Here is a 26,619-nt window from a genome sequence, read left to right as displayed (position 1 = left end):
CGGCGGTTCCATTTATGTCTGACGTAGTTGAGAATATCTCACATAAAGACTCTTCAGCCCTCGCATCTCCCAATAGGAGTTTGTGAGGGTTTTCTGTAGGATTGGGCTTCTGGCTATTCTCCAATATTTCTTTCTAGAGTTTCCCCATTCGTATGCCTTCTCTTTTGGAATCCCTAATCCAATGAGTTTTCTTACTTTGGTTTTTGGTTTCTTCCATTCTTTCCATTGGCACATTCTGAGACGCCTTCTAATCCATTCGTCTAATTCTTTGAAAATAGTGGGTGTATCTGCTAATGCATAATATCCGCACCAGCCAATCAAATATTGATTCAGCTTCTCTATTCTATAATCCATTGGAATTGGTTTTGACCTTGAAGTTAATTCTCGTATCCGTTTCTTGACACGTTGAATACTTTGGTTTGACATCCGCACCTTCGGTTTCTTATGAAATGTGAAGCTAAAACCTAAAAACTTTCTTTTCCAAGGTCTGTCTACAGCTGACTTTTCTCGATTCACCTTTAGTTTTAGAGTAAATTCAATGAAAGTAGTAATCGAGTCCATTACTCGCTCTCCGGCTCTTCTCGATTTTACGTAGATATTACAATCATCTGCGTATCGGACAAACTTGTGCCCTCTCTTTTCTAACTCTTTGTCTAGTTCATCTAGAACGATATTGGAGAGTAAAGGACTTAATGGTCCACCTTGGGGCGTACCCTCCTCGGATTTCGTTATGACTCCATTAATCATAATGCCAGACTGTAGATACTTCCGAATTAGTGATAGGAGCGTTCTGTCTTGAATCCTTTTGGATAGAGTCCGCATTAATCTATCATGATTGACTTTATCAAAGAATTTCTCCAAGTCCATGTCGACTACCCATCGGTATCCCTCTTCGATATATTTCTTCGCTTGTCTAACACCGTCATGACCTCGTTTGTTTGGTCGAAAACCATAGCTCTGTGTTGAAAAAGTCGGGTCGAAGATAGGGGTTAAAATCTGAGTAATCGCCTGTTGGATGAAACGGTCTGTCACGGTTGGGATACCTAATAACCTTACTCCACCGTTCGGTTTTGGGATTTCAACCCGACGGACAGGAGAAGGTTGATAAGTACCCTCCATTAAGGATGTTTTAAGTGTATCCCACGTTTCGAGAATATGTCTTCGTAGGTCTTTTACGGACATATTGTCTACTCCATGACTTCCTTTGTTCTTTTCTACTCGCTTTAATGCCAATAAAAGATTTTCCCGTGACAACATTCGTTCCATTAACATTGAGATTTATCCTTTCTACGTGAACAATACATTCTCATTAAGTGGGTTCTTTACTAAGCCCTCCCGAAGTCCCCCATGGAATTCACCATTTCTTCCTTTCAGGTAGGTTCCGTAAGAATTTTCTGCTTTCATACATAAAGAACCGTTTGCCGAGTGTTTGTTCTCCTAAAATGGTTCAGTCCTTCCTTGATTCTCTCGAGCAAACCAAGTACTACGACTTCGGCTGACTTCTGATTGTTCAGCTATCCATTACTAGATAGGTTACCAAGTGTACTTGGCGTATCAACCAGACCTCCCCGGGTAAGAGTGCAATCTTTCCTTCCATCTATCTGCTTCATTTACTTTGTATCACCTTCGGCAGAAAGGACTTTGTTTTGTATTGCAAACTCATCCAATGATACCTAGCCTTGTATGAAGTTCGTGTTCCTCAGACCGGAAGTTTGCCGCTCGCTTCCTTCAGATTCCGCGTCACCACGGACACCCTTGCGTTAAGCTAACTGCTACTTCTGCCTTCACAGTTCGGGACTTTCACCCTAGAGATTATACCCATGCCGGGCGCACAGTCAAAACGGTCATCCTAATTTGATGACCGTTTATTAATTTTCCTGATCACAACAGGTGGTTTATTAAATGAATTTCAGTACGAACATAATTTGAGCATAATACAAAATATGTGAAGTTCTATACTTTTTTTGTATGGTATTTGTTAATTGTTTGAATGTAGCATAACCTATACTATTTCCCCTACTTTAATTCTATTCTTAGTTTTTATTTTGTATCTTGTCAAATAACTCCCGCTCTATTTCATTAATCAAAGTTGAGGTTTTTTCTCCTCGGTACACTATCGATGATTCATAGTTATGGAATTTATGGTCTTTTTTGCGAATTGCTGACAACCAATTAAATGATCCTTCTACTAAAACTGAATCGTCCATCCACAATGTTTTATTATGTATATTGGGAAGAAAAGTTACCTTAGCTTTTGTTAACATTAAGTCATTAATGGGGGATTCCGCACTTTTAATAGGGATACCGTCTAAAAAATTAAAGTTTGTATTAGCATAAATATTTACTTCGATCCCTCTTGAAACTGCATTCTTAATTGATTGCAGCAAAAATTTTTCACTTGCTGCATATCGAATAAACGGTGATGTAATGGAAACACTCCTTTTAGCTTTTTGCAAAACATCACATAACAGTGCATCATGAGCTTCATGAGTATTTAAATGTTCTATTTCATCTTGTATTTCGTTTCTTTTTATTACTGGTAGATCAATTAATTCATTTTCTTCACTTGAAAACAAATATCTGGCTAGTAAATTGGAAGGTTTATCACCTTCTAATTTAAAAATATCCATATTCCCAAATACTAAGAAAGATTGCTTTGCTCTAGATAATGCAACGTTAAGCATATTCACACCCATATCAAAGAAATAGGAGGAATCGCTAGAGTAAACCGAAGAAAAGATTATTACCTCTCTTTCAGATCCTTGTAAAGCATGAACCGTACCTACTGTTATATTCTTGTACTTTTCTCCTAATGCCTCTTTAATTACCTTTTTTTGCAGTGTAAACGGTGTAATCACAGCAATAGTATCTTCAAGTGTTTTTTTACTTGCCGTTGTCAATCTATCTTCATTTTTCTTTATCCACTCAGCTATTACATATGCCTCATTCTTGTTACAACGGCTACCACCTTGTTTCGTTTCCATTCCATGAACATGTGCATATCCTATACGTGGAAGAAAATGAAAATCATTTTTATACTCTGTCATAGGTGAAAGTTTTCCATGATAAGCCAAGTCGTTACAATAGCTAATTATCTCATTTTGACATCGCCTATGTTCTGAAAGAAACATCCCCCTTATACCATCCATCATTTGAAATTGACTAGCCTTTTGGGCAGTCTTTATCAAAGATGTACCTGTAGTTGCAATTCCTATTCTTTTTAATTGATGATAATCTTTTACTATCGTTTCTTTCTTTGCAAGATCGCTACGTATCATATTCATTTGATCGATTGATACTGGTAAATTCCAAACCGGTTCAATTTGGACTTCATCCCCGACAACCAGTGCTGATTTTGCTAATGCAAATGCGGGGCCACCAATTTCCGGGGAAACTTGTCCAGCTTCGTCAATAATGAGAAGATCAATAGCATTATAAAGTGGCTCTACCATAGAACCTTTCCACTTTCCAAATAATTTCGGTAAAGTATACAAAGTTGACACATGACAAGGAAATAATTGCGCAGAGTCTTTCCACTCATCCAATAAATGTATTGGCTTGTCCGCTTCTTTGGTTTGTTTCTTTTTATTAATTAAATACATTGCTTCCCAATAATGTACTGACAATTTAAATGCTATATATCTTTGATAACTATCTAAATGTTCAAGAATACTTTTTTCTTTTCTTGAACCAAATGTTGATACATATTTATGATTTTTATAGAACTTTTTCTTATAATGGCTTAATTTAAACCCTATAGCTGCTTTTTTCAAAACGGAGAATATAGCTATTAGCTGTTTTAAAATATTCCCTCCATTATTTTCTATATTGGACTTTAACTCTTTCTCTAATAAAGAAATTTTTTTATCCAAATCTATTACATTAGTTAAATTATCAACTGTTTCCAGCACTTTTTTCTTCAGCCATTGAGCCGCTTCCTCTATAGATAGGTTATTCATTCCGGAATAATCCGCAAAATGCTTTAGAAAGATCCTTTCTTGTTCTACTAACGATATCTTATTATACTCCTTTATAAATCCTTCCCCGTCAGGGCTCTTCATATGGAACTTTGAATCTTCCTTTAGCTCTTTTTCGAATCTTGATTTCGATGGACAATATAAACCATAGCTTTCTATCTCATTTATCCAACGCCCTACCAAATACTTTTTGTCCGGATCATCTGCTGTCTCAGCCGTTTTTCCAAAACTATCGATGATATTTGTTACAGCTTGGTTATTGGTAGAAGAAGCTACAATAATAGGAGGGCTTTCCGCATTTACAATAACTGATTCTACTAACTTCGTTGCTACAACAGATTGAAGTAAAGTTGTCTTCCCCGTACCTGGTGGTCCATTTACAGCTAAAATCTCTCCATCCCTATTTGTCATAAATTTATGTAATGTTTCGCGCTGTGAAGGAGATAAAGGATACTCGTCACTCATTTGTCCTAAATGACCCTTTGATAATTCAAACTCATCAAGTTCTATATTTTTCTGTTTATTTTCCGATAACTCAACATAAGCATCTAGGAGCGGAACGTTCGGCTTATCCTTTTCTAATTGATTATAAAAATTTAATATGGTTTTAATAGCATAATCATTACCTTTTGGCTCTAAAAAAAGACAACATTCCTTCCCTATTATAAATTCATGTTCTGTATAATGAAGGACAGCTGCCTCTAATTCTTTTATGTACCTTATTAAATCATTCCAACTATTTGGTTCTAGTAATCCTTTTTCCGCTAAAAAGCTTTCATAATCAAATACAGTACCAAAAGTTCGTACAAATGAACTATTTTGTGGTTCTAAAATATTCCTCGGAATCCATGGTTGCTGTGTAGAATCAAAATATATGGTTAAATCTCCACTGATTTTAACAGGGATTAACATTGGATAAACGAATTGTTGTTCATTGTAATAGCTTCGTTTTGGTTTTAAGATGATGGGAGCTAAGATACATTCAATATCGGAACCTTCCATTACTTTAAGTTCCTTTAAAGCTTTTAAATATGTATCATATGTAATTTTTCCTTCATTAAATTCGCTCATAGAAAAAGTAATATGTTTTGATTTTTTTGTATCCATACTTACTCTTAATGAGTCAGTTAGACAAAATCGCCAATATGCTAACACCCTATTTCTTATTTCCAAATTGTACTTCCTCCTTTCTCGAATCTACTAAGACTTTAATTGTTCAGAGTCGTAATCACTAATACTTTTAAAGTAATAATACTTTCTATACATCATTTATAGCACTATTTATTACTTCTACAATCTTTTTAATCAATCTGTTATTTATCTCCTTTGATAAATCTTCATATTCAGAAAAGTCGTTTTCATATTCGGCACGGGCAATTTCATTTCGGTAAAAAGTAAACATGTCTAAGATGGAAATAAGCATTCCTGTTTATTCAATTGTCCTTTAGAAATTATTTTAAATAAACTTATCTTTTATTAAAGAGAATTATTCAGGTAAGTCAATTCAAAAAACCATCTATCAAGCTGTCAAACCACTAATTTTATTTGAAATATCCGCCGTATTAATAATCCCCTATTCCACTAATATTAAGTTTAGCAAGTGCATTTTCGGTGTTTGTCAATATAGTTGTCGTATTTAATTACTTTAGTATTTTAATAGAATGTTATCGATCTCCGAGTTCAGTCAAGGCTACCGCGCTGCGCTTGCTTTCCTGGTGATTTGAATCGAAAGGAGAAGCATTTTCGATTCAAATCACCAGGAAAATGGGGAATATTATGATTTCCTCAATCCCTCGGTTTGCCCCCATCTCTCATTGGATTGAGAGCTACTTGTTCATTCGGTGCCCAATTTCTTGTACCTCTTGACCACCGTTCTGGATGTCTAGCTTTCGCTTCTTCGTATACCTTTTTCCGCTTTTCCAAAATGGCTACGTGTTCACTGGTATGACACTGTACAGGCGTCACAAAATTTAGTCCACTATGTAGGTGAATCTCGTTGTACCAATAGACAAATTGCTGTGCCCATTTTCGTGCTTCTTCGAGTGACGCAAAACCTTTGTGTGGGAAATCTGGTCGATATTTGAGTGTCCGAAACATCGCTTCTGAGTAAGGATTATCATTACTCACACGCGGTCTTGAAAAGGAACTTTGAATACCCAATTTCTCTAATAAACTTAGGAATGTTTCAGCTTTCATCGGGCTACCATTATCCGAATGCAACACAAGTGGCGCCCCCTGTATTTTTTCATTGATAACTGCTTTTTTTACAAGCGTTTCAGCGTGTTTTGCCTCTTCTGTTTCCCAAACTTCCCAGCCAACTACTTTTCTACTAAATAAATCGAGAATTAAATAGAGTCGATAATACAACCCTTTCACAGGTCCACCAAGCCACGTAATATCCCATGTCCACACCTGGTTTGGCGATGTTGCTAGATGACTCTCAAGGATTCTTCTCCCAGGCTTTTGACTACGACCACGATGATGTTGCATTTTTTCTTCACGTAACACACGATAAAATGTGGATTCTGACGCAATATAAGTTCCTTCGTCCGCAAGCTTCGGTACAATTTGTGTCGGCGGTAAATCGACGTACTCCTCTTGTTTGACAACCGTTAGTAGTTCTTCTTTTTCTTTCTCAGACAACTTATTTTTCGGTACGGGTCTTTTCGTAAGTGGGCGCTGATCAACCTTCACATTACCGTCTGCCACCCAACGTTCATAGGTCCGAACGCTGATATGAAGCTCCTCACAAGCCTTCGCTAATCGCGCACCATTTTGATTGGCTTCTTGGATAAGTTCGACTGCTAATGCGCAATTTGACGGGCTAATCATTCTTCCTCGTCGTCCCCCCAAATCGCTTGGGCCTTTTTTCTCAAAAGTAATAAAGCCGCCTGCTTCGGCTAGTGCCTTTTCTTTCTTTTGTAGTTCTTTTTCTAATTGCTTGGCACGCTTCTGTTCTTCCTTCAATGCACCATTCAACTGTTTTGCTTGGTCGAATGCATGACCATTTGCCTGAAGGCATACACTTTTCCATGCTTCAATCTGTTCACGGTAAAGCCCCTTTTTACGACAATACTCGGCAAGCTCCGATTCGTTCAACGCAAACGTCTCCATCACGATTAAAAACTTGTCTTGACTACTCCATTTGTCGCTTGTTTGTCCATTACCGGGCGTAGCCACACCAGCCGCGCGAGCTTCTTTACGCCACTTGTACAACGTAACCTCTGAGATGCCTTCTTCTTTCGAAATCTTCGGCACGGATTCATTATTTGGGGGCATCATGCGTTTGGTAATTGCCTCTTTTTGTTCTTGCGAATATCGTAGTCCATTTTTTCCTGTCATATTGATCAACCTCCGTGTTATTTACTTAACTATAACACTAAAGTATCATACGACATCTATCCTAACAGAGGGGGATACCGCGATTATGTTTTTGTAAACACAGATTGTTCAATAGGAATGAATTTTATAAGTGTCTACAATTAGTGTAGCATCATAGTAGATATATAATAAAGAACCTCAAAAAAGGTGTTTCCACCTAATTTGAGGTTCTTATACTAAGCTTACTTAAATTAAGTATATTACTTAGAAACTGTAACTGTATTTCCACCAACTACTACGTTTCCAACTAAATCTGTAGTTGCTGAAGTACCAGATAATTTAACTGTGATAGTTTTAGAGAATTGGTCTACAGATAACTCTTTTCCAAGTGTTAATACTAACTTATTATCGTTAGCAGTAGTACCAGTATTAAATGGAGTAGTTCCATCAAGACTAGTTGTTCCACCATCAACCGAAACAGTATAATCAGAGCCAGTTACTGTACTATCCTTAATTGCTTCGCTAAATGTTAATTCAATGTTCTTACCATCTAGTAATTTTGCACTTACTAATGATGGTTTAACATTTTCATTTAGAGTTACAGCCTGAGTGTAAGGTTTAATTGCAACATTATTTTCACCAGTTACACTGCTTGCAATAGAGAAGTTGCGATCTCCAGAAAGTGTTAAAGCACCATCTTTAAGAGTTAACTTCACTAATGTTTTATCTCCAACAAATACTGCTTTATCAAATACACTTACACCATCTACTTTGTAGTTTACAGTGTTTAATGCACTTGCTGACATTGTTTTTGAGTATTTAACATAAACAGTGTTCAACGGAACAGATTTTTCCCCGCCAACTGAAGATGCGTCATTGCCAGGTACAAATACATTTTGAATAGAAGGAACAGAAGTATCTGCTGTAGTACCTAATGTAAATTTAACAGTTACATCATTTGCAGATTGAGTAGTTCCATCAGTTACATTCGCAGCTGGTAATACTAAAGTATAAGAACCTGCATCGAAACCAGTTACTTTAAATAATGCTTTTGGAGCTTTAGCATCAGAAGTGTCTACTGAAATATCTGAAGCTTTAATATCAGCTGATTTTAAGATGTTATCAGGTGTTAAGTAGCTTACTTTATAACCAGCATCTTTGATTTTTGTTTCATCTGGAGCTTTATCAAATGTAACTGCTACAAAAGTATCATTACCTTTTTTAATTACTTCTGTTTTTTGTACAGCAGGAGCTGAATTAGAGAAAGTATATGCCTTGCTAAATGTTGCTCCAGCATTTCCAGCATAGTCCTTGTATCCAGATATTTCTACACCATATACTCCATCAGCAGCTACAAGTCCAGATTTTGTAATTGTTAATGTATTTGTAGTTGTATCAAATGATTGTGTTTCACCTGTTACAGATGCTCCACCAATTTTAACATTTGCATACTTACCTGTACTAATTGTATCAATTCCTTCAGTAAATTGTACTTTAACAGTATTTAAACCTGAAGTTGTAACTGAAGAAATTTGTGGTGCAACTACATCAGAGATAGTATTTTTTACAGTAATATCTACTGGATTAGTAATTAAGTTAGATGATTGGTCTTTAGCACCAACTACAACTACATGATATTCAACATTTGGTTTAAGACCAGTTAATGTAATTGAGTCATCACCAGGTGTGAAAGTAGCTTTACTAACGTCAGTTGATTCTGCCGTACCTTCATAAATTTTAACTGTTCCATCTGTACTTAATGCTTCAGAGAAGTTTAAAACAGCAACTCCAGAACGTGGGTAAGTAACATTAACAAATTTCGGAGCAACAGTATCACTAAAAGTTAAAGTTTGTGTATACTTAGGTGTTTTAACTTCAGAATCAGCTTTTGTAGCGATTTCTGCTACAGTTACTACAAAAGTAGTATCATTCGGAATTGCAGTATCTAAGTCTAAAAGAACTGTTTTGTTGTCACTTTGTAATTCAGGTGTAACTTTTGTACCTGAAGGTAGACCTACAAATGAGTAGTTATTAATATTTTCAGCATCAGATTTTGAAACTTCTTTACTGAATTTCACTTCTAGTAGTTTAGCGTTAATCGCACTTACACTTGTAACTGCTGGATCAACAGAATTAAGAGTCACAGTAATTACACGATCTAATTTTGCTGGAGCATGAGCAGCATGAACTGTTACTTTGTAATCGCCAGCTTTGTCAAAATCAACTTTGCTTAGATCATAAGTTGCTTCGTTAAGTTGAGTTTTACCACTTGCTAATTTTACTTTTACTTTCGCAGGTAATTTAGCAAGTAATTCTGCTTTAGTAATACCTTGGTCAACTTTTACGTTTTGTTGGTTGTTTACGTAAGCAACAGAGTCAACTTTTACGTTAACATCAACTTTAGCTTTTGTTTTAGTACCAGATACAGTACCATAAACGCGCTTAGTACCAGCTTTAGTGAAATTAACGTTTTCCCACTTAACAGATACCCAAGCAGTTTTTCCGTCTTTGTATTTCACTTTCACTGTTTTTTGGATTTTAGCATCTTTTGTGCTTTGACCTTTGTAAGCAGTTACACTTGCTGCTTGATATACTTTTACAATAGCGCCGTGTGAAGCAGCACTTGATGCTACTGGAGCCACTGCACTCGCTACTAAAGCTGCAGATGCTACACCAGTAATGAATTTACGACTAGACTTTGGTTGATAAGCCATTTCTCGTATTTCCTCCCTTTTCTTCCATCTTTATTATTTTTCTAATTCCAGAGACATAGTTTAGAAGTCCTATAGAAAAGCAGATTAATAACGAAAACTGTCGAACTTTTTTCTATATTATGTACTTTCTAACTCATATGTCGTCTCACAGAACTAGTAAAATACGATTAAGTAAATTAATACCATCATAAATATTAGTATAGACTAACTAAAATTAGTAAGTCAACCATTATATTCATGTATTTCATAAATCTTTATGAATTGGATTAATTTACTCTCTATACATCATTTTACCTGATATCTGACAAATTACAAGATTTTTCACCAATGTAGAATTTACCAATTTTGCGATTTTTGAAGTATTATTATATACCCATCTATTATTTCGGCTATTTTTTTATTAAGTTAATAGTCTTTAAAAATTTTTTTGGTGCTTTTATCCTCTGGATGATATCTTTGGTCAAATATTCTAGGAAAAACCACTGTAAGAAATATATTCTAGTTGTTTTAATTTTATGACACAAATAATATTTTTTCTACATTTATATTTCACTCATTTTAAAAAATTTGCAAATTTATTATGTGATTCTTTAGGTGGCTTATATAGGCAAAAATAAAAAGGGCATCTCAGCCCTTTTCCAATTTACTTTCCTATATATTTATAAAAATCTAAAACTCCCTGATAAATCGATTGTGCAGCCAGATCCTTATATTGAGAGGATGCTAGCTTTTGTGCATCGCTTTTGTTTGATAAGAATCCTAGCTCGACCAATACTGCTGGGAGCGGGTTATATTTAATAACCTGAAAGTCCGCGTCTTTGATTCCACGATTTGTGGTTTCAATTGCATTGGAGAGACGTTTTTGAATATAGTCGGCAAGCACTTTGCTATCCGCTGCCCGTTGTTTGTCTCCGCCGGAATTATAATATGTTTCCGTTCCTTTAGCACTGGTGGCTGAAGCAACATTACAGTGAATGCTGATGAATCCATCTGCATTGGATTTCGCTGCGATATCATTTCGATCGCTCAAGGTTGGATACGTATCTCCTGTACGTGTCATAACTACTTTTATTCCTGCTTTTTCCAAAAGCTTTTGAACACGTTTGGCTACATCGAGCGTAACATTCTTTTCGACTAATCCATTCCCGCTTGCGCCAGGATCCTTGCCGCCGTGGCCAGCGTCAATAACAATAATCTTGTCTTTATTTGGAACGACTGCTTTCAAGTAAGCCGTACTTACATAGCCTTTGATTGAGCCATATGTAATGGACGCCCAACCATTTTTGATTTCATATACCGTTACTTTGTAGTTTTTATTTAACAGACCAACTTTTGCATAGTCAGCTCCTGGTCCTTTGCGAACATTTAAGGACGTTGCGGTCACGAGATATTGACCAAGTGGTTTGACTTCCGATGGGTCCGTTCCAGGATTTTGTTGGTCTCCTGGTTTTGTTGGATCAGTGATGTCGCCAGGTTGAGTTTCAGGTGGACCCGCAGGATCGGTTCCAGGATTGTCCGGATTCGTTACTGGTTGGTCCGTATTTGAACCGTTATCCGATGCTTGGACTAGTTTCAAATAGGTTGTGCTTACATATCCTTTGATATTGCCGCTTTGCATGTAAGCCCAGCCGTTTTTCATTTCATATACATCCATCTTTGCATTTTTGTTTAACGTTGCAACAGAAGGATAATATACGCTTGGTCCTTTTCGGACATTAAGAGCCGTTGCATTAACAGTGTATTGTCCCGTTGGCTTCATTTTAGAAATGTCAGGCAGTACGACAGGTGGAACACGATAGGTTGGATTTTTGGCACGTGCGACAAAAACAGTGAAGTCTTGTCTTGATAATGCGGAACTTGGATGGAAATATCCGTCAGAACCTACGTACATTATCCCTGCTGTGAGTGCTTTGTTGACTTCTGTGTAGAATGCGCTTGACTTGGATACATCTCTTAAGGAGAGATTGCTAGTAGTCTTAAGGGAAAACGCCTTGTTAATTAAAGTGGTTGCGTCTGCTTTTGTAATTCTCGCTTTTGGTTTGAAGGAATTGTCCTTGTACCCTTTAATCAATCCCTTTTTGTATGCTGCTTGAATATAGCCGGAGGCAGCTGAATTGGAACTGACATCTTTAAAGCTTGTTTTTACTTTTGCTCCGCTAAGGCCAATTGCTCGTCCCACCATTATAACGGCATCTTCTCTTGTAATGGATTCCTTCGGGCGAAAGCTATCTCCAGATTTTCCGGTCAAAATATTCTTTTCTATTAAATAATTAATCTCGGTTTTGTACTTTGTCGGAATATCTTTCAATGTTGTCGCGGCATAATCTTTATTGTTTGCAGTCGTTAAGATCACAACTAAAGTCATGAACATTAGCAAAATATTGCGTAACTTTAACATTTTTCGATACCCCCTCCTTTCTTTTTTGTCTTATCATGTCATAGTTTATCATATTTTTAGGGTTAATTTTGGTAAAATCTATAAATTATACAAATTTTTTTAGAATGTTGGTGAAACTGGCTAATTTACCCTATTGGAAAAGCGGAAGCGCCTTGCTCATCGGCGTACGGATTTCGTAGTCTACGATTGAGATAAAGGAAACACAGTGAGGTAGTTCACGAGCTGATGTGGACTTATCGTAGGGAGGAGACGGAGAAATCCGCTAGCCGATAGGCGCTGGAGCTAGACAGAGATTACATTTGTATTTAATAAAAAAACTAGACTAGTTCAAAGACATAGCCTAGTTGAAATTCTCTTTTATGAGAGGTATTTTATATGGTCGTTCATTAGGATCTCTAAAGGATAATGATGAAAAACAGTAGCATCTATATTTTCCGGAGATTCCAAAAGTTATATGGTTTCATGGTATTGGTTAACAGTTTTAATTCATAACCATTGTCTTTTAGATATTTTAAAACGGCGGGCAGTCCGTCTGCGGTAGTCGGTTTATCGTGGAAGAGAATTATCGGTGATATTCCGCGTCTTTGTAAATTCTTGATTTGCTGGATGGTGTAATTTGCTGTTTTCGAACCATTTAACCATTTCCAATCCAGACTATCCACATTCCAGTCCCACATTTTGTATCCATAGTGATCCATTTCTTTTCGGTAAGGTGCGGTCATGTATGGCTTGCTTCCGTAGGGAACCCGAATCATGATAGAGGTTGTTTTTGTTATCTTTTTTAAGGTTGCCAAACATGTTTTCATTTCATTTGCAGCACTTGTGGGAGATTTATAGAATTTATTTTTATCATGGGTGACACCGTGGCAGGCAACACCGTGGCCATTAGCTACCATTTTTTTCACTGAGGATTGGTGAAGCTTCATATTATTATTCAACATGAAAAAGGTTGCTTTCGCATGATATTTATCTAGAATGCTAAGGATTCTTTCTACACTGCTGTTCGGCCCGTCATCAAAGGTAAGATAGGCTACTCTGTGCGGTGGCTTTGGAGCTTCTTTTGCATCGGATTGCTGTGATAAGAGAAAGCTGCTAAGAAAACCGATAATCAGGAGTGTAATACTTACTTTCCTTTTCATTTGAAGTTTCCCCCTTTCTTCCTATATATAAGGAAACTATGCAAAAGGGAAGTGATTGATGTATTGTCCGGAAATATAAATGTGGGGTGCATAGCACCCCACTCGTTATTGGATCATTACCGGTATTTTTAATGTATCGCGGTCAAATACATTGTACTCTTCATTAATGCGGATGAATGACTCTGTTGTATGAGATACTTTATTGGTGTTAAAGGACTTGGATATTTGCATCACTTAATTTGTTATATGTAATTGGATATTGCGAACCCGGGCCATCATTTTTCCATGGCATGAATTGGATTGGCCTTGCCGCTTTTTCGATAATATTATTTTGGATCATCGGATTGGTTGCACCGCTTACAAGAATACCACGGTAGGTACGGCAATAATCGCAATTCCATCCTTCATATATTTCATATCTACTTTAGCGGTTCCTTCCCCGATAAAGGAGATATTTTTCTCATCATTGTAACCGCCGTACACACCTTTTTTTCCTCCTTTTGATGGGCGGATCAATTGAAACATGGAGGTGGCGGGGGTGAATTTACTTGTACCTGTCTTGGTTCCTTTCACTAACGTGACATCGTTTTGAACAAATACTAGAGACGCTTCCCCTTAAAATCTATGATTTAGTGGGGGTTAGGTTCTTATTTCTTTTCCTTTCCTAAGTTTCCTAATACTTTTTTATTATTTCTACTTTTGCTCCTCCGGTAGTTAAAACCATATAACTTCTAATCCAAAAATAAGGTTTCAAATAATATCATTTTGGTTCCTCCACAAATTTTTTCAGATATGTATAGAAGTTACCATTTTATAACCATTCATGGTGTTGGATAAATTAATTTGCGGTGAAGTATGATCTTCTTCCTCATTTATTTCCATTACTTTGCTTTTTTTATAAAAGGGAAAATATGCTATCTTTTTAGTCCCTGTAAGATTTCATTTGTCATACATTTTTGTCCAGGTTATAACCTCAGCTAAATGGGAGTTTAATGTAAAAGCGGTAGTATTTAATTTTCATTACATTCAGGCACTCTCCATAATTCTATACAACTAGCAATTTAAATGATATACTTTATAATATATAGGAACATACTTTCGGTAAGGGGATTTGATGATGAAGATGATGAAAACGTTACGTCATAAAATTACCAACCATTCCACTATCTTTCATCGCACTCTAGATATTTTTAACGAGGCATTAACGTTCATTATGAATGTCTTGGATAAAGAGTTCGCTGATATTGATACGTTTGAGGTGAAAACAATCGTTCCCGCAGTGGAAAAGCTAATTCATATCACGAAATCAAATCCTCATCCGAAATACAAAGAATTCGATTCTCATTTTTATAAATTCCCTTCTTACTTCAGAAGAAGTGCCATTGCTTCCGCTTTTGGAAAGGTCAAAAGTTATCGCTCCAATCTAAAAAATTGGAAAAAGGAGAAGGATATGGCTCTTTCGGAAGGGAAGACCTTTAAGAAAAAACCTCCTAGACTGCAATTGGAACATAAAGAGTTTCCAGTATTCTATCAAGGAAACATGTTTGAAAAGACATCTGATAGTACCGCTAGAATAAAAGTATTTCATCAAAATGATTGGGTCTGGGTCGATATCCAATTTAAACAGCAAGACCAATATAAACGTGGGGTGTGGAATTGGAAAGAAAACAATCCACAGCTCGTTAAAGTGGGGAAAAAGTTTTTTTTACATATTAGTTATGAATCAAAGGCAACCTTAAGCACAACTAACATACAAGACCAAAAAATATGTGCAGTAGATCTAGGTATTAATAACTCTGCTGTTTGTTCTGTGATGGATGCGAAAGGAACTGTCTTGGCTCGAAAGTTTATTAATCAGCCAATAGAAAAAGACCGATTGTATACCATCACAAACAAATTAAGAAAAGCTCAATCTGTTTCAGGTAACATTACAGCATCAAATTTTTGGAGAAGAATAAATGGGCTACAAAAGCACATTGTCCATCATACTTCGCATGAAATAGTAAAGTTTGCAAAAGAACATAGGTGTGATGTTATTGTATTTGAGTACCTTGATCAAATGAAAATACCAAAGGGATTTTGGGGTGCCAAGAAGCTTCGTTTCAAATTGCGATATTGGCGGAAAAAAGGGATCCAAAATAAAGTGGAAGAAATGGCACATTATCTAGATATGCGAATGTCGAAAGTAAACGCCAGAAATACAAGTGCATTGGCTTTTGACGGCTCTGGGAAAGTGGAACGAAATCCTAAAAAAACCCTCGCAACGTTTCGGACAGGAAAGGTGTATCACGCCGATTTATCGGCGACCTATAATATTGGTGCGCGCTATTTTATACGTGACATTCAAAAATCCACTTCTGAAAAGAAATGGTTGGCTCTTCAGGCAAAAGTACCTGAGTTGTCAAAAAGAACAGAACAAACCTTGTCTTCATTTATTAGTCTTAATGATGCACTTGAGACACTAAAGGTGTCTTAACCGCAAATTTTGTACCGTATTTAAGATAAGGGATGCTCCATCAAAATCTATGATTTAGTTGGAGAGGTTCACAGCGGATTGTGACATTAGATGGAACATACAGAACGTTTGAAATCGTGTAGGTACCTTTTTTCAGGATAAGTGCACCTCCACCAGTATGCTCTAGTTTTTCAAGATAAGATCTAATGACATAGTACTGTTTTGTGTATTTGTTATAGGTAGTGAATTTAGTCATGGTTTTATCGCAAGGTGCAGTTGTAGGAGAAATAGTGTAAACAGCTGCCTTTGCGAATGATTTCATCTGCATAACCAGACTAATTAGTAGTATGAATGCTACTAACATTTTTGCGTAGGCCTTTTGCATTTTTTTGACGCTCCTGTTGTTTTTGTGTATGAATGTAAAATAGTTTAATATAAAATTTGCTTTCAATCTACTAGTTTTTGGTATTAATATGGCATCTGGGTTGTTCTATATGAAAATATCGCTTTTTTCATTGGATTTGCATCATTTTTTTGCGCTTAAATTCGGGAATTTGGTTACAAAGTTATGAGGTTTCTGTCCCTTAGCGTTTGGCATTCGGCCAACTGCATAAAGATGGTTCTGAACTGCATGAAAAGGATATTGAACCGCATGGAAAATATACTTAACTGCATGAAACTTGGTTCGAACTGCATAAACTGTGATAAAGGGGTACATACTAGTGTAAAATAATAAAGCACCCTACTGGATGCCTTTTGAATTAATTAATAATCACGTTTGCAAAATCAATTGTCTCACTATAAATACCGTTAAATTTCGAACGCACTTCCAACTTTTTCACTTTTGAAACATCAAAATCGATATTTAGTGGAAGCCCACCTTTCTCAAGCTTGTAAGTAGCAATCAATTCATTATCTCCATAAATTAGAACATCAAGACCACTGTTATTTGAACTATCATCAATTCCTAGAATTCCTGTAATATGTGAATACTTTCCTCCAAGATTAATAGCATACCCAGAATCTCCATACCATGAAAAATCCATGCTATAACCCTTTGTATAAGTTTGACCTCCCATTGTCATTGACTTATTAATATCAACAGTATTTGTTGAATAATAAGGTTTCAGAATATCCGACATATAACTCCCACTTGGTTGAACTCCAAAGAAAACAGTATTTTTAGAACTATTAAATATAGCTTTATTATTTAGTAAATTACCAACTAATTCAACTGGTGTATACTTAACACCTCTATATTCAAGCATAACAGGTACCGATGAATTGCCTACTTGATATACTCCACCCAAAACATTTCCTTGAAAAGCCACATTAGTCTTTGACGGTGTTGCAGCATACGATTTATAAAGTTTTATATCTTTATCTTTCTTTGTAATTGTTTTCTTTAGATCTGATATTTGTTTATCTTTCGATGCCAATTGTGCCTTCAGAGATTTTATTTGTTTTTGTAAACTAGCGATAGATACACTTGCACTTGCAGAATGTGAAAATAATGTTCCTGCAAAAAAAGCAACTACTAATAAGACTACTAAACTTCTTTTCTTCATTTCTGTTCCCCCTATGATCTAAATATAGTAATTCTTTCCTATTTTCACATAATTAACATACAAAAACAAGAATTATTTACCATTTATCAATATCATAGTAACTACTTTCTTATCTATACTTTATTCATACGATACCTCTATCAGGTCATCCCCATAATCTCATATCAAATCGTGACTAAAACCCTACATTAATTCAAAAGAAAAACCATGAGCACAATCATTACCCATGGTTCTTCACTACTCTATTTAAATATATTCGCAACCTTCTGCACAACCAAATGACTTCCGCCGCCTTTTTCAACACCTTCAACCATAACGGCTACTAACAAGTCCTTCTTATTCTGATCATAGGCTACAAACAATCCATTTTCTTTTCCTTTTTCCTTCTTAGAGCTTTTTAATTCCGCTGTACCAGTTTTACCTGCTAAGGCTACGTTTGGCAAGTCAGCTCCATGACCAGTTCCGCGTGGATCGGCAACGACTTTGCGGAGGAGTCCTGCTACAGTTTTCGCGGTATCAGGACTAATGACATTTTCCTTCCATACTTGGGATTTCTTTTCACTAAGCAGTAAGTTAGGTTTGATCATATTGCCATTATTCACAAAGGTCGTATAGGTATCGGCTAAATGTAATATGTTCATTTGTACCTGACCCTGACCATATCCGCTATCAGCAAGTAAAATTTCATGGTCCAATTTTCCATCTGATGAAATTTGTGATTTTTTTAATGGATATTCAATTGGCAGCTGTTCTGTGAATCCAAAGTTCTTTAGCCCTTTCGCAAATTTGTCTCCGCCCATATCCAGTGCGGTTTGCGCGAAAAAGATGTTATCGGAATACATCATCGCATCGGAAAGGCTGACGGGACCGTTTTCCACATGTACTCGGCTTACTTGATAATCTCCCCAACTTCCGCCTTTGCCCCATGACTTGCCATTTATGGTCTTCGTTGAATTCGGTTTTAATGTTCCGTTTTCTAAGGCAATTGCGGCCGTAATTGGTTTAATGGAAGAGCCCGGTGCATATGACAATGCAAAACGATTGATGAGCGGTTGCAACGGATCTTTTTCTAGCTTGCTGTATTCTGAGCCAGGCATTCCTAACACAAAATCATTCGGATCAAATGATGGTGAGCTTACTAATGAAAGAACTTCACCTGTAGTTGGCTGAATAGCCGCAGCTGTTCCTGCACTTCCCTTAAACTGATTGTAGATTTTCTCTTGAAGATTCGCATCAATGGTTACTTCAATATTTTCACCATTTTGCACTTCTTTTTCCGCCACTACTTTTTGTGTACCATCTGCTTTTTGAATGGTAATCTTTTCACCAGCTGTACCTCGCAGACGTTCTTCATACAGCTGTTCTAAGCCCCGTTTCCCGATTACACTGTTGGCAGAATAGCCCTTGCCTTTTTCCTCTTTTAGTTCTTCTGCGTTAATCGGTCCTATATAACCAACTAAATGTGCAGTTGCTTTTCCGAATGGGTAGACCCGTGCGGAAGTGTCCTGTTTGTCTACACCCGGAAGCTTATATAACTTGGCTAAAATCTCTTCATTGTTTGTTGCAATCTTTTTAATCGGAACAAACAAATTCGGTTTTACCCAGGAGGCATTTAATTTCTGATCTATTTCCTGGACGGACATACCTAATAATTTGGCTAACTGATTCTTTACTTCCGTTTCTTGGCCCGCCATTTTTTCCGGAATGACACCGATTTGATAAGCAGTCCCGTTCACGGCTAAGCCTTGTCCGTTTCGATCGCGAATTTCTCCGCGTTTCGGGTCTACTGTGGCTGGTACGATTTTATCCCCTTTAGCAAGCCCAGGTAAAAGAAGCTCTGGCTTCCAATCGACATACCAGCTTTCCTGCTTATTTTTTTCTTCCTTTGTTAGTGCGATTTTAGTGGAATACTGAACCGGACCAGCAAACGTTTCAAAGGAAATATTAACGGGGATAGCTACCTTATCTTTCTTTTTGTAGCTGTCTTCCTTCAATGATTTATAGGTGATTTTCAGATTTTTCACCTCTAAATCCTTATATATCTTGGGATAGCGGTCTACGAAATCCGCTGTTTTAAATTCCTTCTTCGTGCTTGATGAAAGGAAATCGTTGTACATTTTATTAAAATCACCCTTGTCCCATAGCTTCACATAATCTTTTAATCTTTCATTTGGTGAAGCTTCCTTTTGACAGGCAGACAAAAGACCAATGGCAACCAACAACATAACTGCAATGAAACTGATTTTTTTCAAAATAAACCTCCTTTATTCCCCACTACCTCTATTATACAAAAAGCGTATGGAATTATTCAGTTAAAAGTATCAGACTTTTGTCACTTTCGTTATGAAAAGGGGTACATTTTCCTGCGGATTTTGGTAGAATAATAGGAAAACAGATGAAAAAGGGGGAAAAATGACGTGAAGAAAACGATTGTGTCGGTTGCTGCCACCACGATTATTGCTTCGGCTTTTACATCGCAGGCATTTGCAGCGACATATAAGGTTAAAAAAGGTGATTCGCTATCCAGCATTGCCTATAAATATGACACAACGATTAACCAATTAAAAGTACTTAACAAATTGAAAAGCGATCTTATTTTTCCAAACCAGGTACTAACGGTTTCAAAGGGAACTACGAAGGTAAGTGCATCCTCTGTAAATCCTGTTAAAACGTATAAGGTTAAAGCTGGTGACACACTTAGTGGAATTGCTAGCAAAAATAAAGTGAAACTGTCAGACCTTCTTGCATGGAATAAACTTAAAGCTACATCGATTATTTATCCGGGAGACGTTATTAAGTTGTCAAAGGGAGACGTTAAGGTAAGCGCATCTTCTGTAACTCCCGTGAAAACAGTTTCGACTCCAAAACCTTCCACTGCCGTTAAAACCTATAAAGTAAAAGCTGGTGATACCCTTAGTGGAATTGCTAGCAAAAATAAAGTGAAGCTGTCGGATCTACTTGCGTGGAATAAACTTAAGGCTACATCGGTTATCTATCCGGGACAAGTTATTCAGTTGTCGAAGGGAACTTCAACGACTTCTACTACTAAAAAGCCAACTTCACCTACTAAAACGGAGACTTCAAAAACTCCACCATCAGCATCGAAGCCAGAAGGTAATTACACAGTGAAAAGTGGAGACACCCTTTCCGCTTTGAGTCTTCAATTTAATATTACTATTACTGATTTGAAGAAATTAAATGGCCTAACATCCGATAATATATTTGTAGGGCAAAAGTTGAATGTTGGATCAGCTGCATCACAAACGAAGCCAACAGCGCCAAGCAATGGGACAGCAGGAACACCAGTAGGTAACACAAACGGAGTGACTGCAAGCACTATCATTAATAATGCTACTAAACTATTAGGTACACCATATGCGTGGGGAGGCTCCTCCTTATCAGGGTTTGATTGCAGCGGTTTTATTTACTATGTTTTCAACCAAGTTGGCATTTCACTGCCTCGGACATCCAGTTCAGGGTATTATAGCCGTTCTTTCTATATTAATAATCCGCAGCCAGGCGATCTCGTCTTTTTCGCTGATACATATCAATCAGGCATTTCTCATTTGGGAATCTACTTAGGAAACAATCAGTTTATTCATGCCGGTGATAACGGAGTGGAGATTTCTTCGTTGGATGAAACATATTGGAAAAATCACTTTGATGGATTTAAGAGGTTATATGAATCCATCTAATTTTAAAGCATTCCGAAATGGGATGCTTTTTTTGGTGTCAGGCACCACCCGTGGACAAAATACAAAAGTGTACACTAGATATGCCAAAACGAAAAGCTTAATGTCCTTCATCAAGTATATGAAGGACAAGTTACTCCAAACCGAAAAGCTAAATGTCCTTCATCAAGTATATGAAGGACAAGTTATGCCAATACGAAAAGCTTAATGTCCTTCATCAAGTGAATGAAGGACAAGTTATGCCAATACGAAAAGCTAAATGTCCTTCATCAAGTGAATGAAGGACAAGTTATGCCAATACGAAAAGCTTAATGTCTTTCATCAAATGAATGAAGGACAAGTTACACCAAAACGAAAAGCTTAATGTCCTTCATCAAGTCAATGAAGGACAAGTTATGCCAATACGAAAAGCTTAATGTCTTTCATCAAGTGAATGAAGGACTGGGGCATACACTTTATTCTCTTATTTCTATTATGAATCCTAATGGAGAATAACTTTTCCTTCAATTGTAGATTTGTCTATAGGTCCAATACTTGGGTCGCGGCTATCCAGACTTTCACCAGGTGTTCTGTTATCCCCTATAATGAAGTAGGAATGGTTATTAAGAACAACCTCATTCATATCGTTTGCAGTTCCTTTTGTATAGGTTTCTTTAAGTGGAGAACCATTCACATACACCATTCCATTTTTTATGAAGATTTTATCGTTCGGTAATCCTATGATTCTTTTCACAATGTCAAATCCATCCGGATCCCTTACAATGACGATATCTCCTCTATCTGGTTTGTAAAATAGTTTATTGACTACCATCAAGCCTTTGTCATGGAGGGTTGGGTTCATGGAATGTCCGCTTACTATTTTGATGGCGATTCCAAAGTGAAGAACGCAGTAAATGGCGATGAGCAAAAGAATAAAGCGGATCCAGCTGAAGATGGATGATTTTGTTGATCGCCTTGAAATAGTTGATTCCTTTCTATCTATTGCAATAGTTGAATGTTGCACTGGGCTTTCCTCCGTTTTTATCAAAGTGGTTGCATTCCTTGACTTGGAATAGATGAATCCGGTTGTTGATCGGTATTATCAGCTTTAGTCGAGTCAGGCTGATTATCATTGGTTGGTGGATTTTGTTGCTGCTCAGAGTTATCCGGTTGATCTGTTTTTTCATCCTCAGTTTGGTTAGCGGATGAATCCGAGTTATTGCCATTATCCTCATTTGCCCTTGAACCTACTTTATCCATTTCTAATGTTGCTTTTTCCATAATGGCATTCAATTGTTGTTGAATTTGTTGCTCTTTCGCTGTATTATCGATTTTCAAATTGGCAACTAACCGATCTGCATAGTCCCGGATTTCTTGAACACGCTTGGATTTTTCCGCTTCGGTAAAATCGGATAATTTCTTTTGCGATGCTTGAATTTCTAATTGCAATTCTTCTTTTAAACGCTGCTTTTGAACATCTTTTTCCGACATGATCGCTTGTTCAATCGATGTAATAGATTCATTTCTTTCTTGTTTAAACCAATTTGTTAAAAGTCCAATTATATCCGAATCCGCAAATGCGACTCCGATTCCTCCTCCGATTGTAACGGTTAAAAAAAGAACTCCAATTAGAATTTTGATTTTTAAATGTTTTTTTGACTTTTGATAAGTAATTTTTCTGCTAAAGGATTGTTCCGATTTATTTGGCTTTATTGGCAATAATAGTTTACTCATCTTAATATCCTCCATTTGTTAAAACCTATCAGAGTTCCGTGTTAGGAACTCTGATAGTGGCATATTATCCATTAGATTCCTGCTACTACTCCATCTAGTGCATCTTCTGCAGCTTGAACATCCTGTGCAGCTCTTTCAGCAATTAGTTGTTTTTCCTTTTCAAGTAACTCGCCCGCTTTTTTCGTAATGAGGGTTCTTAGTTCCGCGATTTTAGCGTCGATTGCTTTGCCAATTTCTTGTCTTGTTCCGCCCGTACTCAATTTTAGCTTTCCTTGAATCTCAGATTTAGCAAGTGTAATGGCCTTTTGCAAATCACTCGCTGCTTGATCCTTCTGTTTATTTAATTCAGCATCCATTGCAGCTCGTGCTTTTGTACCTTTATCAGATGTATAGTTTGTAAGATCCTGGTCGGCCATTTGACTTGCAACTGTTCCTGCCTTATTAATGGCATCTTTTGCATCAGCAAGTATTTTTGCAAATCGTGCCTCTACATCTGATTTAATATTTTCCTTCTCACTATTAAGTGCAGTTAAGCGACTATTTAAAGCATTTGATATTTCGCCTTTCGCGGCTGTAGTTTGAACTCCTTTTGCATCATCAATAGCTTTACCTGTATCATTTTTTAGTTTGTCATATTCAGCAGGCAGTCCCGCTGTCTTCTTAATAACATCTGCTGTCACGTCTTGGCTTAACTGATTCGTATAAAGCGGAAGTGTTTTACCATACCAATTTTGTAATTGCTTTCCGATATCCATGCTTGCAAATGCAGCGCCAACTCCTGATAATAATCCTACTGATACAACCCCAGCCACAATTTTCCCCTTAACAGTTTTCAACATTTCAATACTCCCTTTCCTTTTTAAGTTTTTTATTTGTTTAATAGATCTTCTAAAATATCCTGTACATCTTGAGTGATTTGCTCTGTTTCTTGCTGCTTCTTTTGCTCTGTATAATCAGCCATTTCTTTTGCGTTTTGCTCTTCGATCTCTTCAGTGACTGTATGTAACTGAGTGAGATAGCGATCGTTATGTTCTTTGATGGAATTTTTTGATTCTAGTAGTGTAGTATTCTGGAAGTTTGTTAATGTTTTGCTGATAGTTTGATTCATCGACGGAATTTGTTCGTGGAGTTTTTTCAAAGCTGATGATAACTTCTGCGTTGTGGTGTTATTCAAGATTTTCTCCTGCGTTTGGAATTGATCCTCATACCAGGACAAGATCTTCATCCCCGGATTTGATAGTGCAAAAGTCATTCCGATACTTAATGAAAGAATACATGTTAATAGGACACCTATTACTTTCTTCCTCATCACCGCCCTCCTTTGTTCGTTTTTGCGCTTTATTTTTGTTCTTTATAGTGAACTTTACAAGTTGATTATATGAAACAATGTTAGAAAAGAAAACTTGCAAAAACGGGGAATATTCATAAAATTATGGGGGTATTCTACGTTTTTCTAATTATTTCTCATTTTATCTAACTATTTCGTTCTTTTTGTTGAACGGTTTTGTTCTATATAGTAAACAGAAATTGTTATTTAAGAAAAAATGATATATCGGCTTTTTGTAATTATACTTTAATAGTCTGATTGACTTATTTTTAATTTAGGTCTTTTATCACTTATTCACATTTCTTCTATTTGATATATTCAAATTGGTTGAATCGGCAAAATCGTTGAAAAATGATGACGCAAAGCTATAGGGACTAAAGTTCATGTTGAACAATGTCAGCCAGTTACCAAGGCCAAGGAGGGTATTTAAAAGTGGGGAAATTTTTAACTCCGGAGGAAGTCTACTTAAAAAAACAGAAATTAAAAAAATTAAACTTATGTTTAATTGGAATTACGGTTATTGCAATTTTTTCTATTATTCCTATTGTTATTTATCATATGTAGACTTCCTTATGGACAGGCCATCGATGCTGCCTGTCTTTTTCGTTTGGATTACCAAACTCCTGCACTAAATTGTTCATTTTGGTTGAATTGCAACGTTTTTTGATATTTAAAATAATAAAAAACAGGAGCCCACAACAGGGGCACCTGTCTCTCACACCTTATTTAATAGAAACTTTCTTTGAATCTCCTACATTGCCTGCTTTATCAATTGCATAGACATATAGGACTGTACCTCTTTTTTGTTTCTTAATTTTGACAGAATAACTGCCTTTTTGGCCAACGGTTGCGGAACCGATGATATTCTTACCGGCTTTTACATAAACCTTAGCACCAGCTTCCGCTTTTCCGGTTATTGTTGTTGAAGTTGGCTTCACCTTGCTTACGGTAGGGACACTTGGTGGTGTTTTATCTTTTACTGTTACTTTAGTGACTTTACTGGTATTCCCCTCTTTATCCGTAGCAGTTACCTCAAGCTTAGTGCCTGCTTTTTGAACCTTGATCGAAACGGAGAAGTTTCCTTTTTTATCCGCTGTTTTGCCTCCAAGCGTCTTTTTACCGACTTTAATTGTTACTTTTACACCTGCTTCGGTTTTTCCAGTGACCTTTTTGTCGCGGTCGCTTACAGTATTTACACTTGGTGCTGCTGGAGGTGTTTTATCCCCGACAGTCCATTCTGTCACTTTACTAATTACTTTTCCTCTTTCATCTGTTTCTGTTGCATATAGTTTTGTACCTTCTTTTATTTTTTGAGTAAGCTTTATGGTGAAAGATTTATTCGCTGCAATTGGAGCTGATAATTTTAAATTCTTCTTATCCGTTATATTAACGAACACTCCATTTTCTGCTGAACCAGTAATTACTAGATCTTCTGATGTTACTGGATTTAATACTGGACCTTCTTTAAGGCCTGGAACTGGACCTGGTGGTTCTGTACCTGAGCCTGGACCACCTGTTCCTGGGTCAGTTCCCGTGCCTGAGCCTGGACCACCTGTTCCTGGGTCTGTTCCTGTACCTGAGCCTGGATCAGTTGTATTCGCTAATACAGTAAAGGTTTTGTTAACTGGTTGGTCAACACCTGATGCTGTTACTTTAACTGTATATGTACCGGCTACTGCATTTTTCGGTAAAGTATATGAACTAGCAAAAGAACCTGAAGCAACACTTTTAATTGTTAAAGGGCTTCCGCTTAAATCCTTGTTGTCTTTTAAAATATTGATTGTTATGACGTCCCCATTTACACCTTGACTTCCTAACAACACAAATCCTGAAATATCTACTTTTTCACCCGGTTTATAGTTCTCTTTTAGATCCTTAACACTCAATGTTTTCACGGCTGTAGAGCCTGATACATTTACGATGATTTTTTGAGGGGCCGCATACTCAGCACTCACCTGAATAGTATAGGATCCATTCATTGCGTCAGGTCCTAAAACGATTTTACAAGTAATGGTTCCATCGCTACCTATTTCAGAGTCTGACCATTGACAACTCTTTTTTCCATTACCATCTGGGCCGATAAATCTTAAGGTTGGATTTGTCCCTTTTCCCGCTGCTCCATTTTTTAAAACTTTTCCATTAACATTTATAGTGTCTCCAGGTACGTAATCTAATTTATCTGTAGAAACAGTAAGCATAACATTATTTTCCGCCGCCAAAACAGGTAAGACTGATCCTAAAACTAGAAGGATTGCTGTAATAATGGATATGATACTTTTTTTCAATGAGTTCACTCCCTGTTTTTCAATGATATT

At 36.8% G+C, this 26,619-nt stretch carries 21 protein-coding genes and 1 riboswitch; of the genes, 3 read left to right on the top strand and 18 right to left on the bottom strand.

Features of this window, described 5'->3' with window-relative positions:
• Positions 1-12: 12 nt before the first annotated feature.
• The 10 genes from ltrA to NSQ59_RS27880 all read right to left on the bottom strand — a co-directional run bounded on the left by ltrA (position 13) and on the right by NSQ59_RS27880 (position 14,303).
• Positions 13-1,272 carry a group II intron reverse transcriptase/maturase gene (gene ltrA, locus NSQ59_RS04625; protein WP_055737770.1) on the bottom strand — a complete coding sequence of 420 codons (1,260 nt, stop codon included), beginning with the start codon at positions 1,270-1,272 and terminating at the stop codon, positions 13-15.
• A 761-nt stretch (positions 1,273-2,033) separates the two neighbouring features.
• On the bottom strand, positions 2,034-5,150 hold the full coding sequence (locus NSQ59_RS04620) for an AAA domain-containing protein (protein WP_340829664.1): 3,117 nt from the start codon (positions 5,148-5,150) through the stop codon (positions 2,034-2,036).
• Positions 5,151-5,235: 85 nt separating this feature from the next.
• A complete protein-coding gene (locus tag NSQ59_RS04615) occupies positions 5,236-5,400 on the bottom strand; it encodes a hypothetical protein (RefSeq protein WP_340829662.1) in 165 nt (54 codons plus the stop codon).
• 362 nt (positions 5,401-5,762) lie between these two features.
• Complete coding sequence (locus tag NSQ59_RS04610; protein ID WP_340829660.1) at positions 5,763-7,319, bottom strand: IS3 family transposase; 1,557 nt, start codon at positions 7,317-7,319, stop codon at positions 5,763-5,765.
• Between the two features lie 239 nt (positions 7,320-7,558).
• Positions 7,559-10,012, bottom strand: a complete 2,454-nt coding sequence (locus tag NSQ59_RS04605; RefSeq protein WP_340829657.1) for an Ig-like domain-containing protein — start codon at positions 10,010-10,012, stop codon at positions 7,559-7,561.
• A gap of 643 nt (positions 10,013-10,655) precedes the next feature.
• Positions 10,656-12,410, bottom strand: a complete 1,755-nt coding sequence (locus NSQ59_RS04600) for an N-acetylmuramoyl-L-alanine amidase (RefSeq protein ID WP_340829655.1) — start codon at positions 12,408-12,410, stop codon at positions 10,656-10,658.
• 425 nt (positions 12,411-12,835) lie between these two features.
• Positions 12,836-13,549: a polysaccharide deacetylase family protein gene (locus NSQ59_RS04595; protein ID WP_126649014.1), complete on the bottom strand. Its 714-nt coding sequence runs from the start codon at positions 13,547-13,549 to the stop codon at positions 12,836-12,838.
• 208 nt (positions 13,550-13,757) lie between these two features.
• Entirely contained in the window at positions 13,758-13,889 is a 132-nt protein-coding gene (locus NSQ59_RS04590; RefSeq protein WP_340829649.1) for a hypothetical protein, read from the bottom strand.
• A gap of 17 nt (positions 13,890-13,906) precedes the next feature.
• On the bottom strand, positions 13,907-14,122 hold the full coding sequence (locus NSQ59_RS04585) for a hypothetical protein (protein ID WP_340829646.1): 216 nt from the start codon (positions 14,120-14,122) through the stop codon (positions 13,907-13,909).
• 100 nt (positions 14,123-14,222) lie between these two features.
• The gene (locus NSQ59_RS27880; protein ID WP_445669232.1) at positions 14,223-14,303 is read right to left on the bottom strand and encodes a hypothetical protein; all 81 of its coding nucleotides are present in this window, start codon (positions 14,301-14,303) and stop codon (positions 14,223-14,225) included.
• 363 nt (positions 14,304-14,666) lie between these two features.
• Here NSQ59_RS27880 and NSQ59_RS04580 point away from each other — a divergent pair, with 363 nt between their 5' ends.
• Positions 14,667-16,025 (top strand): transposase, encoded by a 1,359-nt coding sequence (locus tag NSQ59_RS04580; RefSeq protein ID WP_340829644.1) that lies wholly within the window; start codon positions 14,667-14,669, stop codon positions 16,023-16,025.
• A 40-nt stretch (positions 16,026-16,065) separates the two neighbouring features.
• Here the strand turns inward: NSQ59_RS04580 and NSQ59_RS04575 are convergent, their stop codons facing one another.
• From NSQ59_RS04575 to NSQ59_RS04565, 3 genes are all read right to left on the bottom strand, one after another.
• The gene (locus NSQ59_RS04575; protein WP_340829642.1) at positions 16,066-16,389 is read right to left on the bottom strand and encodes a hypothetical protein; all 324 of its coding nucleotides are present in this window, start codon (positions 16,387-16,389) and stop codon (positions 16,066-16,068) included.
• Positions 16,390-16,765: 376 nt separating this feature from the next.
• Complete coding sequence (locus tag NSQ59_RS04570) at positions 16,766-17,572, bottom strand: NPCBM/NEW2 domain-containing protein (protein ID WP_340829640.1); 807 nt, start codon at positions 17,570-17,572, stop codon at positions 16,766-16,768.
• A 242-nt stretch (positions 17,573-17,814) separates the two neighbouring features.
• Positions 17,815-19,824: a penicillin-binding transpeptidase domain-containing protein gene (locus NSQ59_RS04565; RefSeq protein WP_445669198.1), complete on the bottom strand. Its 2,010-nt coding sequence runs from the start codon at positions 19,822-19,824 to the stop codon at positions 17,815-17,817.
• A 165-nt stretch (positions 19,825-19,989) separates the two neighbouring features.
• Here NSQ59_RS04565 and NSQ59_RS04560 point away from each other — a divergent pair, with 165 nt between their 5' ends.
• Complete coding sequence (locus tag NSQ59_RS04560) at positions 19,990-21,267, top strand: C40 family peptidase (protein WP_340829638.1); 1,278 nt, start codon at positions 19,990-19,992, stop codon at positions 21,265-21,267.
• Between the two features lie 478 nt (positions 21,268-21,745).
• On the opposite strand, the gene lepB is transcribed toward NSQ59_RS04560, so the two are convergent.
• The 4 genes from lepB to NSQ59_RS04540 all read right to left on the bottom strand — a co-directional run bounded on the left by lepB (position 21,746) and on the right by NSQ59_RS04540 (position 24,286).
• Entirely contained in the window at positions 21,746-22,267 is a 522-nt protein-coding gene (gene lepB, locus NSQ59_RS04555) for a signal peptidase I (protein ID WP_340829635.1), read from the bottom strand.
• A 20-nt stretch (positions 22,268-22,287) separates the two neighbouring features.
• Entirely contained in the window at positions 22,288-22,977 is a 690-nt protein-coding gene (locus tag NSQ59_RS04550; RefSeq protein WP_126649006.1) for a hypothetical protein, read from the bottom strand.
• Positions 22,978-23,048: 71 nt separating this feature from the next.
• Positions 23,049-23,816, bottom strand: coding sequence for a hypothetical protein (locus tag NSQ59_RS04545; protein ID WP_340829629.1), 768 nt, complete (start codon positions 23,814-23,816; stop codon positions 23,049-23,051).
• Between the two features lie 29 nt (positions 23,817-23,845).
• Positions 23,846-24,286, bottom strand: coding sequence for a hypothetical protein (locus NSQ59_RS04540; RefSeq protein ID WP_340829625.1), 441 nt, complete (start codon positions 24,284-24,286; stop codon positions 23,846-23,848).
• 342 nt (positions 24,287-24,628) lie between these two features.
• A riboswitch (cyclic di-GMP riboswitch) is annotated at positions 24,629-24,716 on the top strand.
• A gap of 20 nt (positions 24,717-24,736) precedes the next feature.
• Here NSQ59_RS04540 and NSQ59_RS04535 point away from each other — a divergent pair.
• Complete coding sequence (locus tag NSQ59_RS04535) at positions 24,737-24,868, top strand: hypothetical protein (protein ID WP_321198631.1); 132 nt, start codon at positions 24,737-24,739, stop codon at positions 24,866-24,868.
• 158 nt (positions 24,869-25,026) lie between these two features.
• On the opposite strand, the gene NSQ59_RS04530 is transcribed toward NSQ59_RS04535, so the two are convergent.
• Entirely contained in the window at positions 25,027-26,589 is a 1,563-nt protein-coding gene (locus NSQ59_RS04530) for an Ig-like domain-containing protein (RefSeq protein WP_340829619.1), read from the bottom strand.
• Between the last annotated feature and the right edge of the window lie 30 nt (positions 26,590-26,619).

The organism is Margalitia sp. FSL K6-0131, assembly GCF_038008735.1.
In the GTDB taxonomy this organism is placed as follows: Bacteria; Bacillota; Bacilli; order Bacillales; family Bacillaceae_C; genus Margalitia; species Margalitia shackletonii.
This window is presented reverse-complemented; position numbering and strand designations above follow the sequence as displayed.

Coding starts and splice junctions, on each gene's coding strand:
- ltrA (WP_055737770.1), bottom strand. CDS start 1,272: ATGTTAATGGAACGAATGTTGTCACGGGAAAATCTTTTATTGGCATTA.
- NSQ59_RS04615 (WP_340829662.1), bottom strand. CDS start 5,400: ATGCTTATTTCCATCTTAGACATGTTTACTTTTTACCGAAATGAAATT.
- NSQ59_RS04610 (WP_340829660.1), bottom strand. CDS start 7,319: ATGACAGGAAAAAATGGACTACGATATTCGCAAGAACAAAAAGAGGCA.
- NSQ59_RS04605 (WP_340829657.1), bottom strand. CDS start 10,012: ATGGCTTATCAACCAAAGTCTAGTCGTAAATTCATTACTGGTGTAGCA.
- NSQ59_RS04600 (WP_340829655.1), bottom strand. CDS start 12,410: ATGTTAAAGTTACGCAATATTTTGCTAATGTTCATGACTTTAGTTGTG.
- NSQ59_RS04595 (WP_126649014.1), bottom strand. CDS start 13,549: ATGAAAAGGAAAGTAAGTATTACACTCCTGATTATCGGTTTTCTTAGC.
- NSQ59_RS04590 (WP_340829649.1), bottom strand. CDS start 13,889: ATGATCCAAAATAATATTATCGAAAAAGCGGCAAGGCCAATCCAATTC.
- NSQ59_RS04580 (WP_340829644.1), top strand. CDS start 14,667: ATGAAGATGATGAAAACGTTACGTCATAAAATTACCAACCATTCCACT.
- NSQ59_RS04575 (WP_340829642.1), bottom strand. CDS start 16,389: ATGCAAAAGGCCTACGCAAAAATGTTAGTAGCATTCATACTACTAATT.
- NSQ59_RS04570 (WP_340829640.1), bottom strand. CDS start 17,572: ATGAAGAAAAGAAGTTTAGTAGTCTTATTAGTAGTTGCTTTTTTTGCA.
- NSQ59_RS04550 (WP_126649006.1), bottom strand. CDS start 22,977: ATGAGTAAACTATTATTGCCAATAAAGCCAAATAAATCGGAACAATCC.
- NSQ59_RS04545 (WP_340829629.1), bottom strand. CDS start 23,816: ATGTTGAAAACTGTTAAGGGGAAAATTGTGGCTGGGGTTGTATCAGTA.
- NSQ59_RS04540 (WP_340829625.1), bottom strand. CDS start 24,286: ATGAGGAAGAAAGTAATAGGTGTCCTATTAACATGTATTCTTTCATTA.